A 15,093-nucleotide genomic window follows, 5' to 3' on the forward strand; every position below is an offset into this window, starting at 1 on the left:
GATCCTGACCTGCGAAGGAGCCCCATCCAGGGCCCTGACCAGCCACTTCTCCTTTGGCTCGCGTTGGCCTGTGGCGGGCGCTTACGGGTGTCCCGCGGACTCTCTGCGGACCGGACGGATACCCGTCCGCACAGTCCACGCGGCTACGACCATTTACACCCAGACACTTACGACCACCGGTAGCATGGGGACCATGAGTAGTAGCAAGAAGTATTCGATCAGCCTGCCCGAGGACCTCGCCGAAGCCGCACGCGCCCACGTCGGGCCCGGCGGTTTCTCGTCCTACGTCGCCGAAGCCCTCGAACAACGGGTCGCCATGGACAAGCTCCGGGAGGTCGTCGCCGACTTCGCGACCGACAATGACGAGCTCACCCGCGAGGAAGTCGAAGCCGCCCGCACGCTGCTGCGCCATGACCACCGGCAGGTCGGCGGGGCCGCAGCCTGATGCCCGGCACCCTACTGCTCGACAGCGAAGGCCTCTCCAAGCTCTACCGCAAGGACCGCACCGTCATGGCCCTGATCCAAGCGGCATCGGAGGAAGGCATCCGCGTGGCCACAAGCGCCATGACCACCCTCGAGGCCGACTACGAACGCATTCACCCCGCCCGGATCAAGTGGGTCCTCTCCCGCGTCGACGTTCACGACGTCACCAAGGAGATCACCGATCAGGCCGCAGCCCTCCTGCGCAGCCACCGCCTCCACGGCCACAAGTACGCCATCGACGCCGCCTTCGCGGTCATCGCCCGCACCGCACTCCAGCCGGTCACCGTCCTGACCTCCGATCCCGAGGACCTGACGCTCCTGTGCGGCCCCGCCGTAGAGGTCGTCAAGGTCTGAACGCCGGCCGCAGTCGCACCAACCAGACCCGTCACCAACACCTCAGCGCTTCGCGGCACAAGGACTCCACGCGGACGTACACCTGTGCCCGACCCACCAACAAGCGGGCCGGGCACATTTCTTGACTGCTCGTCACACGTTGAAGCGGAACTCCACCACGTCCCCGTCCTGCATCACGTAGTCCTTGCCCTCCATGCGCGCCTTGCCCTTGGCGCGGGCCTCGGCGACCGAGCCCGTCTCGACGAGGTCGTCGAAGGACACGATCTCCGCCTTGATGAAGCCCTTCTGGAAGTCGGTGTGGATCACACCGGCCGCCTCCGGGGCCGTGGCGCCCTTCTTGATCGTCCAGGCACGGGCTTCCTTCGGGCCTGCCGTGAGGTAGGTCTGCAGGCCCAGGGTGTCGAAGCCGACGCGGCCGAGGGTGGCCAGGCCGGGCTCCTCCTGGCCCATGGACTGGAGGAGCTCCAGGGCCTCGTCGTCGTCGAGCTCGATCAGCTCGGACTCGATCTTGGCGTTCAGGAAGATGGCCTCGGCCGGGGCGACCAGGGCGCGCTGCTCGTTCTTGAAGTCCTCGTCGACCAGCTCGTCCTCGTCGACGTTGAAGACGTAGAGGAAGGGCTTCGTCGTGAGCAGGTGCAGCTCGTGGAGCAGGCGGCCCTTCTCGGTGCCGGCCGTGATGCCCTGCGAGAAGAGCGTGTCACCCGCCTCGAGGATCTTCTGGGCCTCCTCGACGGCGGCGAGGACCGCGACCTTCTCCTTCTGGAGGCGGGACTCCTTGGTCAGCCGCGGGACGGCCTTCTCGACTGACTGGAGGTCGGCCAGGATCAGCTCGGTGTTGATCGTCTCGATGTCGTCCTTGGGCGAGACCTTACCGTCGACGTGGACGACGTTCTCGTCCTTGAAGGCGCGGATGACCTGGCAGATCGCGTCGGACTCGCGGATGTTCGCGAGGAACTTGTTGCCCAGGCCCTCGCCCTCACTGGCGCCGCGCACGATGCCCGCGATGTCGACGAAGTCGACGGTGGCGGGGAGCAGCTTCTGCGAGCTGAAGATCTCGGCGAGCTTGTCCAGGCGGGGGTCGGGGACGCCCACGACGCCGACGTTCGGCTCGATGGTGGCGAACGGGTAGTTGGCCGCCAGCACGTCGTTCTTGGTCAGGGCGTTGAACAGGGTCGACTTGCCGACATTCGGCAGACCGACGATTCCGATCGTGAGCGACACTTTGGCGACTTCCTGGAGTGAGGAGAGGGGCTGCGCGGGCGGGCCCGTGGGTGGGCCGATTCTCCAGTTTACGGGCGGGGCCGGGCGGCCCGTCACGGGTGCGGGGGCGGAGCCCGGCCGGGGGCCGAACGGTGGCGTTTCGGCCGTGTGGGATCGAACGCAGTGCCAAGGTAGGCCAAAGCGCGTGTCCAACGCCCGAAAGAACGCACCCGGCGACCTAGGTTGTCGGGGTGGAGCAGCACAGGACACGTACCCCGCAGCGCAGGCAGCCCCCGCAGGCTCAGCCCGCACCGTCCGGCGGTCTCGGCGAGGTCCAGGCCGGCGGCCAGGTGTCGGTGGCGGTCGCCCCGGCCCCGACGACCGGCCCGGCGCGGGGTCCCCGGCCCGGCGGCGTCCCGCCCGTGGTCCTGGCGCTGCGGAGGTTTCCCAACCCGCGGCTGACGGGTATCGGCGCCGGGCTCTTCGCGGCCCTGACCATGTTCCTGCTGGCCTGCGTCGACCGGCTGCTCCTCGGCGGCTCGGAGATCGTGTACGGGGTGCTGTTCCTGCCCGTCAGCGCCCTGACCGCGCTCTGGGTGCGGCCCGCCGACCTGGTGACCGCCCCGATCATCGTGCCCATCGCCTTCGCGGTCGGCGTGATCCCCGTGGCGGGCGGCACCGGCGGCTTCGGCGGGCAGGCCATGGCCGTCGTGACCGCGCTCGCCGTCCAGGCCGGCTGGCTGTACGGAGGCACACTCGTCGCGGGCCTCATCGCGTCCGTGCGGAAGATCCGGCAGATGCGGGAGCGGCAGCGCCACCTGCTCCGGGCCGACCGGGCAGCCCGCCGCCCCCGCACCTAGGGCCTGCTTGCCGGGAGCTACCTGCCGGCGGCCGCCATGGCCGCCCCGACGATGCCCGCGTTGTTCTGCAGCTGGGCCGGGACGATCTCGGCGCGTACGTGCTCGATGAGCGGCAGGAACTTCTCCGCCTTGCGGCTGACCCCGCCGCCGATGATGAACAGCTCGGGCGAGAACAGCATCTCCACGTGGACCAGGTACTTCTGCACCCGGTGCGCCCAGTGGGACCAGCTGAGGTCCTCGTCCTCCTTGGCCTTCGTGGAGGCGCGCTTCTCCGCGTCGTGGCCGTGCAGCTCCAGGTGACCGAGCTCCGTGTTGGGGACCAGCTGTCCGTCGGTGAAGAGCGCGCTGCCGATGCCCGTGCCGAGGGTCAGCATGATCACCGTGCCCTTGCGGTCACGGCCGGCACCGAAGGTCATCTCGGCCACACCGGCGGCGTCGGCGTCGTTGAGGATCGTGACGGACTGCCCGATCCGCTCGCTGAGCAGCTTCCGGGCGTCCGTGTCGATCCAGCCCTTGTCCACGTTGGCCGCGGTCCTGGTGATGCCGCCGGTGACGACTCCGGGGAACGTGATGCCGACCGGGCCCTTCCAGTCGAAATGGCCGACGACCTCGGCCACACCGTCGGCCACGCTCTCGGGCGTGGCCGGGTGGGGCGTCAGTACCTTGTGGCGCTCCTGCGCCAGCTCTCCGCGGTCCAGGTCCACGGGCGCGCCCTTGATCCCTGAACCGCCGATGTCCACACCGAAGATCTCCATGTGATCCACGGTACGGGCAGGTGGCACGGATCACTCCCCGGAGGGGCGATCCGGTGGGTGCGCCCGGGTCACCTCACGGGAGCGGGCGCACCCGAGGTCCCGCCGGGGTCACTTCGCGGAGAGCGCGGCGGCCTCGGCGCGGAGGTCGCGCCGGAGCTCCTTGGGCAGCGAGAAGGTGATCGACTCGTCGGCGGTCTTCACCGTCTCGACGTCCGCGTAACCGCGCTCGCCCAGCCACTCGAGCACGCCGTCGACCAGGACGTCGGGCACCGAGGCCCCGGAGGTGAGGCCGACCGTGGTGACGCCCTCCAGCCAGGCCTCGTCGATCTCGGAGGCGAAGTCCACCAGGTGGGCGGCCGGCGCGCCGGCGTCCAGGGCGACCTCGACCATGCGGATCGAGTTGGAGGAGTTCTTCGAGCCGACGACGATGACCAGCTCGGCGTCCTCGGCCAGCTTCTTCACCGCGACCTGGCGGTTCTGCGTGGCGTAGCAGATGTCGTCGCTCGGCGGGGAGAGGAGGTTCGGGAACTTGCTCTTGAGCGCCCCGACGGTCTCCATCGTCTCGTCGACGGAGAGGGTGGTCTGGGAGAGCCAGACGACCTTCGACTCGTCACGGACCTCGACATTCGCGACGTCGTCGGGGCCGTCGACCAGCGTGATGTGGTCGGGGGCCTCGCCGCTCGTGCCGATGACCTCCTCGTGGCCCTCGTGGCCGATCAGGAGGATGTCGTAGTCCTCCTTGGCGTACCGGACGGCTTCCTTGTGGACCTTGGTGACCAGCGGGCAGGTCGCGTCGATCGTGGCGAGCTTGCGCTCGGCGGCCTCCGCGTGGACCGTCGGGGCGACCCCGTGCGCGGAGAACATCACGATGGAGCCCTCGGGCACCTCCGCGGTCACGTCGACGAAGATCGCGCCCTTCTTCTCGAGGGTCTGCACGACGTACTTGTTGTGCACGATCTCGTGGCGGACGTAGACCGGGGCGCCGTACTGCTCCAGGGCCTTCTCGACGGCGATCACGGCGCGGTCCACGCCCGCGCAGTAGCCGCGGGGCGCGGCGAGCAGGACACGGCGGTCGCCACTGCTGCGCGAAGCGTCTCCGCTCGCGGCGGTGGCGGGTGACGGGCTGGGCGTTGCAGTCATGCGTCCCATCGTAAGGCCGTACCGAACAGGCGCCGGATCAGCGGGGTCGGGAGACTGAGGCGTACGCGAATCCAGCTACGGAGGCTCCATGGCGGTCAGCGGCGGCAGCACGGCCGAGGGAAGGCTGCGGCGCACACTCGGGTTCCGGGACCTGGTGGTCTACGGGTTGCTGTTCATCGCGCCCATGGCTCCGGTCGGCGTGTTCGGCACGCTGGACGCCAAGTCCGACGGGGCCGTGGCGCTGGTCTACCTCGTGGCGACCGTGGTGATGGCCTTCACCGCGTTCAGTTACGCCCAGATGGTCCATGTCGCCCCGCTCGCCGGGTCGGTCTTCGCGTACGCCCGCAAGGGGCTCGGGGAGGGGCCCGGGTTCATCGCGGGCTGGATGGCGATGCTCGACTACCTGCTCATCCCGGCGGTCGCCTACCTCTTCTCGGGGATCGCGATGAACGCGCTGGTTCCCGAGGTGTCCCGCTGGGTGTGGACGGCGATCGCGGTCGTCGTGACGACCCTGCTGAACCTCTGGGGCGTGCGGGCGGCGGCCCGGGTGGGCCTCGCCGTGCTCGCCATGGAGATCGTGGTGCTGCTGGTGTTCGTGGTCTCGGCCGTGGTGGTGCTGACCAGGGACGGGGCGGAGCGCGGGTGGCTGACGCCGCTGACCGGGGACACCGGGTTCTCGATGACCGCGGTGCTGGGGGCGGTCTCCGTCGCCGTGCTGTCCTATCTGGGCTTCGACGCGATCGCCTCGTTCGCGGAGGAGGTGACGGGGGGTTCGGCGAAGGTGGCGCGGGCGGTCCTGTTCTGCCTGCTGCTCGCCGGGGCGCTGTTCGTGGTCCAGTCGTATCTGGCGGCGATGCTGGAGCCGGTGAGTTCGGCGGAACTCGCCGCGGACCCGGTGAAGCAGGGCTCCGCGTTCTACGACGCGGTGGACGCCTCGGTCGGGACCTGGCTGCACGACCTGGTGGCCGCCAGCAAGGCGATCGGGGCGGCCTTCGCGGCGCTGGCCGGGCAGGCGGCGGCCGGGCGGCTGGTGTTCGCGATGGGCAGGGAGGGGCGGCTGCCGTCGTTCCTCTCCCGGGTCGACGGCGGATCGGGGGTGCCGCGCGTCGCGATCGCGTGCGCCGCGGCCGTGACGCTGGTGGCGGCGGTGTGGGCGGCACGGCGTGACGACGGCCTCGACCATCTGGTGTCGGTGGTGAACGTCGGCGCGCTCACCGCGTTCGTGCTGCTGCACGCGTCGGTGGTCGGCTGGTTCGCCGTACGCCGGATGGAGGGGCCGCCGAGCTGGTGGCGCCACGTCGTGGTGCCGGTGGTGGGCGCCGGCGTGCTGGTCGCGGTGATCCTCGAGGCGACGGCGACCGCCCAGCTGGTCGGTGTGTGCTGGCTGGGGATCGGCCTGGTGGTGCTCGCGCTCCAGTGGGGGCGGCGGGCCGCCTGATTGTCGGCACCGGCCGATACGCTCGCCCGTATGGCTCTCACTACGTCCCCGGAAGCCCCGCTGCCCGTCGGCGACGTGTCACGGCTGATCGGCGGGTGGATCGACCGGCTCGGCGCGGTATGGGTGGAGGGGCAGATCACGCAGTTGTCGCGCCGGCCGGGTGCCGGGGTGGTGTTCCTGACGCTGCGCGACCCGTCCCACGACATCTCGGTGAGCGTGACCTGCTTCCGGCAGGTCTTCGACCGGATCGCCGATGTGGTGACGGAGGGCGCGCGGGTGGTCGTCCTCGCCAAGCCCGAGTGGTACGCCCCTCGCGGGCAGCTGTCCCTGCGGGCCACGGAGATACGGCCGGTGGGCATCGGTGAGCTGCTGGTGCGGCTGGAGCAGCTGAAGAAGTCGCTGGCGGCCGAGGGGCTCTTCGCCCTGGACCGGAAGAAGCGGTTGCCCTTCTTGCCGCAGCTGATCGGCCTGGTGTCCGGGCGGGCCTCCGCGGCGGAGCGCGATGTGCTGGAGAACGCCAGGCGGCGCTGGCCCGCGGTGCGCTTCGAGGTGCGCAACACCGCGGTGCAGGGGGTGCACGCCGTGAACCAGGTGGTCCAGGCCGTACAGGAGCTGGACGGGCTGCCGGAGGTGGACGTGATCGTCGTCGCCCGCGGCGGCGGCAGCGTCGAGGACCTGCTGCCGTTCTCGGACGAGGCGCTGATCCGGGCGGTGGCCGCGTGCCGCACGCCGGTGGTCTCCGCGATCGGGCACGAGCCGGACTCGCCCCTGCTCGACCTGGTGGCGGATCTGCGGGCGTCGACGCCGACGGACGCGGCGAAGAAGGTCGTGCCGGACGTGGGCGAGGAGCTCGACCGGGTGCAGCAGCTCCGGGACCGGGCGCTGCGGACCGTGCGCGGGCTGATCGACCGTGAGGAGCGGGGGCTGGCCCATGCCCTGGGCAGGTCCTCCATGGAGCGGCCGCAGCGGATGGTGGACGAGCGGGAGGCGGAGGTGGACGCGCTGGCCGGGCGGAGCCGCAGGGTGCTCGGGCATCTGCTGGACCGCGCCGACTCGGAGCTCGCGCACACCCGCGCCCGGGTCGTGGCGCTGTCGCCTGCGGCGACACTGGAGCGGGGGTACGCGGTGCTGCAGCGGCCGGACGGCCATGTGGTCCGCTCCCCCACGGATGCCGGGGCACCGGGCGACGAGCTGCGGGCGCGGGTCTCCGAGGGCGAGTTCACCGTGCGGGTCGACCGGTGAGGGGCCGGGACTGTCGGAGCCCGCGCATAGGGTGGTCGGCATGACGGACGACGGGACGACGACGGCGGCTGCCGCGACGGGCACGCTCGGGTACGAGCAGGCGCGGGACGAGCTGATCGAGGTCGTGCGCCGCCTGGAGGCGGGCGGTACGACGCTGGAGGAGTCGCTGGCCCTGTGGGAGCGCGGCGAGGAGCTTGCGAAGGTCTGCCGGCACTGGCTGGAGGGCGCGCGGGCCCGGCTCGACGCGGCCCTGGCCCGCCCCGAGGACCCCTCCGAGGCGGACGGCGGCACTGACTGAGAAGGCCCCGGGGCGGCGCACACGGCGACACCTGGGCGTCGCGGGGCGCTGTGCGGTGGATCACTCCGGGATCGATTTAGTTGAACTTTAATCTATTCTCCGGTTACGATGATCTCATCGCTCGACGCATCCGTCCGGAAGGTAACCCCCCAGATGTCCCTCGTTCTTGACCCCGCCGCCCAGGACCTCCTCTTCCGCGAGGCCCGCACTGCCAACACGTTCACCGACGAGCCGGTGACCGACGAGCAGGTCCAGGCGATCTACGACCTGGTCAAGTACGGCCCCACCGCCTTCAACCAGTCGCCGCTGCGCGTCGTGCTGGTCCGCTCGGCCGAGGGCCGCGAGCGCCTGGTCAAGCACATGGCCGAGGGCAACCGCCCGAAGACCTCCACCGCCCCGCTGGTCGCGCTCCTCGTCGCGGACCACGAGTTCCACGAGGAACTCCCGGCCCTCCTGCCGCACTTCCCGCAGGCCAAGGACGCGTTCTTCTCCGAGCGCCCGGTCCGCGAGCAGTCCGCCGCACTGAACGCCTCGCTGCAGGCCGCGTACTTCATCATCGGCGTCCGCGCCGCCGGCCTGGCCGCAGGCCCGATGACCGGCTTCGACGCCGCGGGCATCGAGAAGGAGTTCCTGGACGGCGACCACAAGCTGCTCATGGCCGTCAACATCGGCAAGCCGGGCGAGGACGCCTGGTTCCCGCGCCTGCCGCGCCTGTCCTACGACGAGGTCGTCACCACCGTCTGACCCCTCCCGGGACCGGTGGACCCGGTCCCCTCCCGGGAACGTGAGAGCCCCGCGACGCCGAGCGTCGCGGGGCTCTCACGGTTCCGGAGCCGAGCGGGCCGTCAGGAAGCGGCGGGGGCCTCGGAAGCGGGGGCGTCGTCGGCCGGGCCGGTCTTCAGCGCGGCGGCCATCTCGGCCAGCCGGTCCGTGGGGGCCGAGCCGGTGACGACCGTCGTCACACCCTCGGCGTGCAGCACGAGGGCGTCGTACTTCGCGCCCTCCCAGACCTCCCAGGCCCGGCCCGAGACCTCGCGCGTGCGGCCGGTGTCCTCCGCGTCCTGGCTGACCTCGGGCACGTACTTCCTCGCCGGGGTCGTCGACTGCTCCACGGCGACGTACCGGTCGTCCGGGTCGAGGAAGCCCAGGTGCCAGCCGGCGCCGTTGTGACCCTCGTACGAGACGGAGGTCGGCTTCCAGCCCTTCGACAGGCCGTCCGGCGCCGCCACGGGGTACGGCGCGGCACGACGGGCCGTCGCGAGCTCGACCCGGTAGTCGACCGCCTTGATCGGGTCGGCCTTGTCGTCGTGCGGGATGAAGAGGTAGACGACGCCCGCCACTGCGGTGATCACGAGCATCGACAGGATCATGTCCCGGACGGTCTGCTTGCCTCGCTTGCTTGCCACGGACTCAATGGTGGCATGAGCCTCCGACCGCCCCGCCAGCGGGCGCCCGCTCATACGTGACCCGCCCTGCTCATTTTATCGACCTACCGATAGAGTCACAGCACCCTCTTTTCCGGTCGTCGTCGTACAGAAAGGTGCGCTCCGATGTCCGAGCATCATCTGCCGTCCCCGCTCGAGGTCTCCCCGGAGGCCCCCGACCGCAACCTGGCCCTGGAGCTGGTGCGGGTCACCGAGGCCGCAGCCATGGCCGCCGGGCGCTGGGTCGGCCGCGGCGACAAGATCGGCGCCGACGGTGCCGCCGTGAACGCCATGCGTACGCTCGTCTCCACGGTGTCGATGAACGGTGTCGTCGTCATCGGTGAGGGCGAGAAGGACGAAGCCCCCATGCTGTTCAACGGCGAGCGCGTCGGCGACGGCACCGGAGCGGAGGTCGACATCGCCGTCGACCCGATCGACGGCACCACGCTCAACGCCAAGGGCATGCCCAACGCGATCGCCGTACTGGCGGCCGCGGACCGCGGCTCGATGTTCGACCCGTCCGCGGTCTTCTACATGGACAAGCTGGTCACCGGCCCGGAAGCCGCCGACTTCGTCGACATCAACGCGCCGGTGTCCGTCAACATCCGGCGCGTCGCGCGGGCCAAGAACTCGGCGCCCGAGGACGTCACCGTCGTCATCCTCGACCGCCCCCGGCACGAGGGCGTCGTGAAGGAGATCCGGGAGACCGGCGCCCGGATCAAGTTCATCTCCGACGGCGACGTGGCGGGATCGATCATGGCCGCACGCGAGGGCACCGGCGTCGACCTGCTGATGGGCATCGGCGGCACCCCCGAGGGCATCATCTCGGCCTGCGCCATAAAGTGCCTCGGCGGTGTCATCCAGGGCAAGCTCTGGCCCAAGGACGAGGCCGAGCGGCAGCGCGCGCTGGACGCCGGCCACGACCTGGACCGGGTCCTGTCGACGGACGACCTCGTCAGCGGGGACAACGTGTTCTTCGTCGCCACCGGGATCACCGACGGTGAACTGCTGCGCGGTGTGCGGTACCGCGCGGAGACAGCCACCACGGAGTCCCTGGTGATGCGGTCCAAGTCGGGCACGATCCGCAGGATCGACTCGACGCACCGGCTCTCGAAGCTCCGCGCCTACAGCGCGATCGACTTCGACCGCGCCAAGTAGTCCTCGCACCCGCGGTCGCGGGGGCAGCCCGGGCGGCCCCCACGACCGCGGGTGCGTGGACTCAGCCCGCCGCGGCTATGCGCCCCGTCTGGGACGCGGCCTTGAGCTCGATGTCGCGTCTGCGGCGCCGCGCGAGCGCCACACGGCGTTCGGCGGCGGTGAGGCCGCCCCACACTCCGTAGGGTTCGGGCTGGATGAGCGCGTGCTCCCGGCACTCCACCATCACCGGACACCTCGCGCAGACCTGCTTGGCTGCCTCCTCACGGGAGAGCCGGGCAGCAGTCGGCTCCTTCGACGGGGCGAAGAACAGCCCGGCTTCGTCCCGGCGGCACACCGCCTCCGAGTGCCAGGGCCCCGCCTGGTCCTCCCGCGCGGGAGTGCGCTGGGACGGCACGGCGGCGACCTGCAGGGGCTGATGCGGCATGTGCAGCACGGTCCACTCCTGACGACGGCTTGGGGCTTCGTGAGCGAGAGGCGATGCAGCACTCCCTACCCGCTGTACGCACGCCTATGCACTGAGTGGCGCCGCCCTCGGGCCGCCGTGGGGGCGCCACGTCACCGACTGGCCTGAAACAGTCGGAGGCACCCGCGGTCCCGGATCAGTGGCCGAGGTGTTTCCGCAACTGCCGGTGGAGGTTGGTGATGAGCTTGCCCCGCTTGGGCTTCGCCTCGACGTTCCCGAACACCGAATAGCCGTTGACCACGACGACAGGGGCTTCCGGGTCGGCGGATTCCAGTGTGTCGACCTCGAAATTGCCGAAAATGCCTGTTCCGCTGCCGCGCAGCGAGATGTTCTCGGGAACCTTGATCTCGACGCTGCCGAAGATGGACGTCGCGTTGACGACCGTCAGACGCTGGCCGAACAGGGCCTCGGTCAGGTCGATCTCGACGCTGCCGAAGAGCGCGAAGGCGTTCGTGCGCCCTCCGACGCGCCAACGGCCCCTGCGGGTGGAGCTGCTGAAGACCGCCACCAGGTTCTCGGCGGGCCCTGTCGCCCCCTCGGGGCCGTAGCCGTAGGACGGGGACGCCTGGCGTGCGGTGCCGGCCGGCGTCGGCAGATCCTGGACCAGCGGCTCCAGTTCACCGACCGTCTTGGCCCGGTAGACCAGGTCGACGCGCTCGGCGTGCTCCTCGACGGTGAGCCGGCCCTCGGCCATGGCCTCCCGCAGGATGTCCGCGATCCGGTCGCGGTCCGCGTCGGAGGCGCGGATTCCGGCAGGCGCGGGAGCTGCCGGTGCGACGGGCTGCTGAGGCTGCTTCTCGAGGTCCACCGACCCAGCCTACCGAAACGCGATAGATCGCGACCAGTGCCTCACCGGCCTTCCCTGGATTCCGGCCGCCGGTTCGGACGGCAGGTCCGGGTGGTCCGGGTGAGCCTTACCTCACAGACCCGGCGGGCCCCGGGGGTTCTACCCTGGTGGATGCGCTGCCCGAGGGAGGCCAGCCGCTGTCGCCGAGTGAGGAATGGCCGTAATGCCAGAGTTTGCGTACTCCGATCTGCTCCCCCTGGGAGAGGACACCACGCCGTACCGGCTGGTGACCGCCGAGGGCGTCTCGACCTTCGAGGCCGACGGCCGTACGTTCCTCAAGGTGGCTCCGGAGGCCCTGCGTACCCTCGCGGCCGAGGCGATGCACGACATCTCCCACTACCTGCGGCCCGCCCACCTGGCGCAGCTGCGCCGCATCGTGGACGACCCCGAGGCCTCGTCGAACGACAAGTTCGTCGCGCTGGACCTCCTGAAGAACGCGAACATCGCCGCCGCGGGCGTCCTCCCGATGTGCCAGGACACCGGCACGGCGATCGTCATGGGCAAGCGCGGCCAGAACGTGCTCACCGAGGGCGGTGACGAGGAGGCCCTGTCGCACGGCATCTTCGACGCGTACACGAAGCTCAACCTGCGCTACTCGCAGATGGCCCCGCTGACCATGTGGGACGAGAAGAACACCGGCTCGAACCTCCCGGCGCAGATCGAGCTGTACGCGACGGACGGCGGCGCCTACAAGTTCCTCTTCATGGCGAAGGGCGGCGGTTCGGCCAACAAGTCCTTCCTCTACCAGGAGACGAAGGCGGTCCTCAACGAGGACTCCATGATGAAGTTCCTGGAGGAGAAGATCCGTTCGCTGGGCACGGCGGCCTGCCCGCCCTACCACCTGGCGATCGTCGTCGGCGGCACGTCGGCCGAGTTCGCGCTGAAGACCGCGAAGTACGCCTCCGCGCACTACCTCGACGAGCTGCCCTCCGAGGGTTCCCCGACCGGTCACGGCTTCCGGGACGAGGAGCTGGAGCAGAAGGTCTTCGAACTGACCCAGAAGATCGGCATCGGCGCCCAGTTCGGCGGCAAGTACTTCTGCCACGACGTCCGGGTCGTCCGCCTCCCCCGGCACGGCGCCTCGCTGCCCGTCGCCATCGCCGTGTCCTGCTCGGCCGACCGTCAGGCGACCGCGAAGATCACCGCCGAGGGCGTGTTCCTGGAGCAGCTGGAGAAGGACCCGGCGCGTTTCCTCCCGGACACCACGGACGAGCACCTGGACGAGTCCGGTGACGTGGTGCGGATCGACCTCAACCGCCCCATGGACGAGATCCTCGCCGAGCTGACCAAGTACCCGGTCAAGACCCGTCTTTCGCTGACCGGTCCGCTGGTCGTGGCGCGCGACATCGCGCACGCCAAGATCAAGGAGCGGCTGGACGCGGGCGAGGAGATGCCGCAGTACCTCAAGGACCACCCGGTGTACTACGCGGGCCCGGCGAAGACCCCCGAGGGTTACGCGTCCGGTTCCTTCGGCCCGACGACGGCCGGCCGCATGGACAGTTACGTCGCGCAGTTCCAGGCGGCGGGCGGCTCCAAGGTGATGCTCGCGAAGGGCAACCGGTCCAAGCAGGTCACGGACGCGTGCGACGCGCACGGCGGTTTCTACCTCGGCTCGATCGGCGGCCCCGCCGCCCGTCTCGCCCAGGACTGCATCAAGAAGGTCGAGGTCGTCGAGTACGAGGAGCTCGGCATGGAGGCGGTCTGGCGGATCGAGGTCGAGGACTTCCCGGCGTTCGTCGTGGTCGACGACAAGGGCAACGACTTCTTCACCGAGCCCGCCCCGGCGCCGACGTTCACCAGCATCCCGGTCCGCGGTCCCGGCCTCGGCTGATCTTCCCGGCAGTGACCGACGGAGGGGTGCCCAGCCGGTGGCCGGGCACCCCTCCGTCGTGTCCGGCCGGTTGCCGGGCACGCTCCGGATACCTTCTGGCGGACGGCGGCCCGGGGAATACGCGGAGCGCGCCGGGCGCTCATCTGCATCAGGAGGTTGGACACCATGGACGGATCGGCCGAGGAAACGACGTACCGCGTCGAGCACGACTCGATGGGCGAGGTGAAGGTGCCCGCGCACGCCAAGTGGCGTGCCCAGACGCAGCGCGCGGTGGAGAACTTCCCCATCTCCGGGCAACGGCTGGAGCGGGCCCACATCGAGGCCCTCGCCCGGATCAAGGCCGCCGCGGCCAAGGTCAACGCCGAGCTGCGGGTGCTGGATCCGGACGTCGCGGAGGCTATCCAGGAAGCCGCCGCCGAGGTGGCGGCGGGGCATTGGGACGAGCACTTCCCCGTCGACGTGTTCCAGACGGGTTCGGGCACGTCCTCGAACATGAACACCAACGAGGTCGTGGCCACGCTCGCCACCGAGCGTCTCGGGCGTGACGTCCACCCCAACGACCACGTCAACGCCTCCCAGTCGTCGAACGACGTGTTCCCGTCGTCCATCCACATCGCCGCGACGGCGGCCGTCACCGCCGACCTGATTCCGGCGCTCGAACACCTGGCCGCGTCCCTGGAGCGGAAATCGGCCGAATTCTCGGAGATCGTGAAGTCGGGCCGTACGCATCTGATGGACGCCACGCCCGTCACCCTGGGCCAGGAGTTCGGCGGCTACGCGGCGCAGATCCGCCACGGCGTCGAGCGGCTGCGCGCCTCGCTCCCCCGGCTCGCCGAACTCCCCCTGGGCGGAACGGCGGTGGGTACCGGGATCAACACGCCCCCCGGCTTCTCCGCCGCGGTCATCGCGGAGGTCGCCCGCACGACCGGCCTGCCGCTCACCGAGGCCCGGAACCACTTCGAGGCACAGGGCGCCCGGGACGGGCTCGTCGAGGCCTCGGGCCAGCTCCGCACGGTGGCCGTGTCGCTCACCAAGATCTCCAACGACCTGCGCTGGATGGCCTCCGGGCCCCGCACCGGGCTCGCCGAGATCGCCCTCCCCGACCTGCAGCCCGGGTCGTCGATCATGCCGGGCAAGGTCAATCCGGTCATCCCGGAGGCCGTGCTGATGGTCGCGGCCCAGGTGACGGGGAACGACGCCACGGTCGCCGCGGCCGGAGCGGCCGGCAACTTCGAGCTCAACGTGATGCTCCCGGTGATCGCCAAGAACCTGCTGGAGTCGGTGCGGCTGCTCGCCAACGCCTCCCGCCTGCTCGCCGACCGCACGGTCGACGGCATCACGGCCGACGCGGAACGGGCGCGGCGCTACGCGGAGTCCTCGCCGTCGGTCGTCACCCCGCTGAACAAGTACATCGGCTACGAGGAGGCGGCGAAGGTCGCCAAGAAGTCGCTGGCCGAAGGCACGACGATCCGGGAGACCGTGCTGGCCGGGGGCTACGTCGAGCGCGGCGACCTGACGCGGGAGCAGCTCGACGAGGCCCTGGACGTGCTGCGGATGACCAGGCCTTGACGTGTAACGCACCGCCCCGGCGGGCGCGTCA

General features: G+C 70.5%; 16 protein-coding genes. 10 read left to right on the top strand and 6 right to left on the bottom strand.

The window, feature by feature from the left end; translation table 11 throughout:
- Positions 1 to 193: 193 nt before the first annotated feature.
- Together LWJ43_RS11285 and LWJ43_RS11290 are read left to right on the top strand one after the other, a co-directional pair.
- Positions 194 to 445 carry a hypothetical protein gene (locus LWJ43_RS11285; RefSeq protein ID WP_277332148.1) on the top strand — a complete coding sequence of 84 codons (252 nt, stop codon included), beginning with the start codon at positions 194 to 196 and terminating at the stop codon, positions 443 to 445.
- On the top strand, positions 445 to 837 hold the full coding sequence (locus LWJ43_RS11290; protein ID WP_277332149.1) for a cupin domain-containing protein: 393 nt from the start codon (positions 445 to 447) through the stop codon (positions 835 to 837). The genes LWJ43_RS11285 and LWJ43_RS11290 overlap by 1 nt, the downstream gene beginning before the upstream one ends.
- 132 nt (positions 838 to 969) lie before the next feature.
- On the opposite strand, the gene ychF is transcribed toward LWJ43_RS11290, so the two are convergent.
- Positions 970 to 2,058 carry a redox-regulated ATPase YchF gene (gene ychF, locus LWJ43_RS11295; RefSeq protein WP_147959315.1) on the bottom strand — a complete coding sequence of 363 codons (1,089 nt, stop codon included), beginning with the start codon at positions 2,056 to 2,058 and terminating at the stop codon, positions 970 to 972.
- A gap of 230 nt (positions 2,059 to 2,288) precedes the next feature.
- On the opposite strand from ychF, the gene LWJ43_RS11300 reads away from it, so the two are divergent.
- On the top strand, positions 2,289 to 2,897 hold the full coding sequence (locus tag LWJ43_RS11300; protein ID WP_277332150.1) for a DUF6542 domain-containing protein: 609 nt from the start codon (positions 2,289 to 2,291) through the stop codon (positions 2,895 to 2,897).
- 17 nt (positions 2,898 to 2,914) lie between these two features.
- Here the strand turns inward: LWJ43_RS11300 and ppgK are convergent, their stop codons facing one another.
- Positions 2,915 to 3,652 carry a polyphosphate--glucose phosphotransferase gene (gene ppgK / locus LWJ43_RS11305; RefSeq protein ID WP_277332151.1) on the bottom strand — a complete coding sequence of 246 codons (738 nt, stop codon included), beginning with the start codon at positions 3,650 to 3,652 and terminating at the stop codon, positions 2,915 to 2,917.
- Between the two features lie 108 nt (positions 3,653 to 3,760).
- Entirely contained in the window at positions 3,761 to 4,801 is a 1,041-nt protein-coding gene (locus LWJ43_RS11310) for a 4-hydroxy-3-methylbut-2-enyl diphosphate reductase (protein ID WP_462100876.1), read from the bottom strand.
- A gap of 79 nt (positions 4,802 to 4,880) precedes the next feature.
- On the opposite strand from LWJ43_RS11310, the gene LWJ43_RS11315 reads away from it, so the two are divergent.
- The 4 genes from LWJ43_RS11315 to LWJ43_RS11330 all read left to right on the top strand — a co-directional run bounded on the left by LWJ43_RS11315 (position 4,881) and on the right by LWJ43_RS11330 (position 8,514).
- Positions 4,881 to 6,230 carry an APC family permease gene (locus LWJ43_RS11315; protein ID WP_277332153.1) on the top strand — a complete coding sequence of 450 codons (1,350 nt, stop codon included), beginning with the start codon at positions 4,881 to 4,883 and terminating at the stop codon, positions 6,228 to 6,230.
- A gap of 30 nt (positions 6,231 to 6,260) precedes the next feature.
- A complete protein-coding gene (xseA, locus tag LWJ43_RS11320) occupies positions 6,261 to 7,472 on the top strand; it encodes an exodeoxyribonuclease VII large subunit (RefSeq protein ID WP_277332154.1) in 1,212 nt (403 codons plus the stop codon).
- A 40-nt stretch (positions 7,473 to 7,512) separates the two neighbouring features.
- Complete coding sequence (locus tag LWJ43_RS11325; RefSeq protein ID WP_277332155.1) at positions 7,513 to 7,770, top strand: exodeoxyribonuclease VII small subunit; 258 nt, start codon at positions 7,513 to 7,515, stop codon at positions 7,768 to 7,770.
- A gap of 153 nt (positions 7,771 to 7,923) precedes the next feature.
- Positions 7,924 to 8,514, top strand: coding sequence for a malonic semialdehyde reductase (locus LWJ43_RS11330; protein WP_277332156.1), 591 nt, complete (start codon positions 7,924 to 7,926; stop codon positions 8,512 to 8,514).
- A gap of 101 nt (positions 8,515 to 8,615) precedes the next feature.
- Here LWJ43_RS11330 and LWJ43_RS11335 read toward each other — a convergent pair whose 3' ends face one another.
- A complete protein-coding gene (locus LWJ43_RS11335) occupies positions 8,616 to 9,176 on the bottom strand; it encodes a DUF4245 domain-containing protein (protein ID WP_277332157.1) in 561 nt (186 codons plus the stop codon).
- A gap of 144 nt (positions 9,177 to 9,320) precedes the next feature.
- Between LWJ43_RS11335 and glpX the strand changes: the two genes are divergently transcribed.
- Entirely contained in the window at positions 9,321 to 10,352 is a 1,032-nt protein-coding gene (glpX, locus tag LWJ43_RS11340) for a class II fructose-bisphosphatase (RefSeq protein WP_277332158.1), read from the top strand.
- A 61-nt stretch (positions 10,353 to 10,413) separates the two neighbouring features.
- Here glpX and LWJ43_RS11345 read toward each other — a convergent pair whose 3' ends face one another.
- Entirely contained in the window at positions 10,414 to 10,785 is a 372-nt protein-coding gene (locus tag LWJ43_RS11345) for a WhiB family transcriptional regulator (protein ID WP_277332159.1), read from the bottom strand.
- Between the two features lie 166 nt (positions 10,786 to 10,951).
- Positions 10,952 to 11,623 (bottom strand): DUF1707 SHOCT-like domain-containing protein, encoded by a 672-nt coding sequence (locus tag LWJ43_RS11350; RefSeq protein ID WP_277332160.1) that lies wholly within the window; start codon positions 11,621 to 11,623, stop codon positions 10,952 to 10,954.
- Between the two features lie 202 nt (positions 11,624 to 11,825).
- Here LWJ43_RS11350 and LWJ43_RS11355 point away from each other — a divergent pair, with 202 nt between their 5' ends.
- Complete coding sequence (locus LWJ43_RS11355; protein WP_277332161.1) at positions 11,826 to 13,493, top strand: fumarate hydratase; 1,668 nt, start codon at positions 11,826 to 11,828, stop codon at positions 13,491 to 13,493.
- A 165-nt stretch (positions 13,494 to 13,658) separates the two neighbouring features.
- Positions 13,659 to 15,062, top strand: coding sequence for a class II fumarate hydratase (locus tag LWJ43_RS11360; protein WP_277332162.1), 1,404 nt, complete (start codon positions 13,659 to 13,661; stop codon positions 15,060 to 15,062).
- The last annotated feature ends 31 nt before the right edge of the window (positions 15,063 to 15,093 follow it).

The sequence above is a fragment of the Streptomyces sp. JH34 genome (assembly GCF_029428875.1).
Taxonomy (GTDB): domain Bacteria; phylum Actinomycetota; class Actinomycetes; order Streptomycetales; family Streptomycetaceae; genus Streptomyces.

Coding starts and splice junctions, on each gene's coding strand:
- glpX (WP_277332158.1), top strand. CDS start 9,321: ATGTCCGAGCATCATCTGCCGTCCCCGCTCGAGGTCTCCCCGGAGGCC.
- LWJ43_RS11315 (WP_277332153.1), top strand. CDS start 4,881: ATGGCGGTCAGCGGCGGCAGCACGGCCGAGGGAAGGCTGCGGCGCACA.
- LWJ43_RS11285 (WP_277332148.1), top strand. CDS start 194: ATGAGTAGTAGCAAGAAGTATTCGATCAGCCTGCCCGAGGACCTCGCC.
- LWJ43_RS11360 (WP_277332162.1), top strand. CDS start 13,659: ATGGACGGATCGGCCGAGGAAACGACGTACCGCGTCGAGCACGACTCG.
- LWJ43_RS11290 (WP_277332149.1), top strand. CDS start 445: ATGCCCGGCACCCTACTGCTCGACAGCGAAGGCCTCTCCAAGCTCTAC.
- LWJ43_RS11355 (WP_277332161.1), top strand. CDS start 11,826: ATGCCAGAGTTTGCGTACTCCGATCTGCTCCCCCTGGGAGAGGACACC.
- ppgK (WP_277332151.1), bottom strand. CDS start 3,652: ATGGAGATCTTCGGTGTGGACATCGGCGGTTCAGGGATCAAGGGCGCG.
- LWJ43_RS11310 (WP_462100876.1), bottom strand. CDS start 4,801: ATGGGACGCATGACTGCAACGCCCAGCCCGTCACCCGCCACCGCCGCG.
- LWJ43_RS11330 (WP_277332156.1), top strand. CDS start 7,924: ATGTCCCTCGTTCTTGACCCCGCCGCCCAGGACCTCCTCTTCCGCGAG.
- LWJ43_RS11325 (WP_277332155.1), top strand. CDS start 7,513: ATGACGGACGACGGGACGACGACGGCGGCTGCCGCGACGGGCACGCTC.
- xseA (WP_277332154.1), top strand. CDS start 6,261: ATGGCTCTCACTACGTCCCCGGAAGCCCCGCTGCCCGTCGGCGACGTG.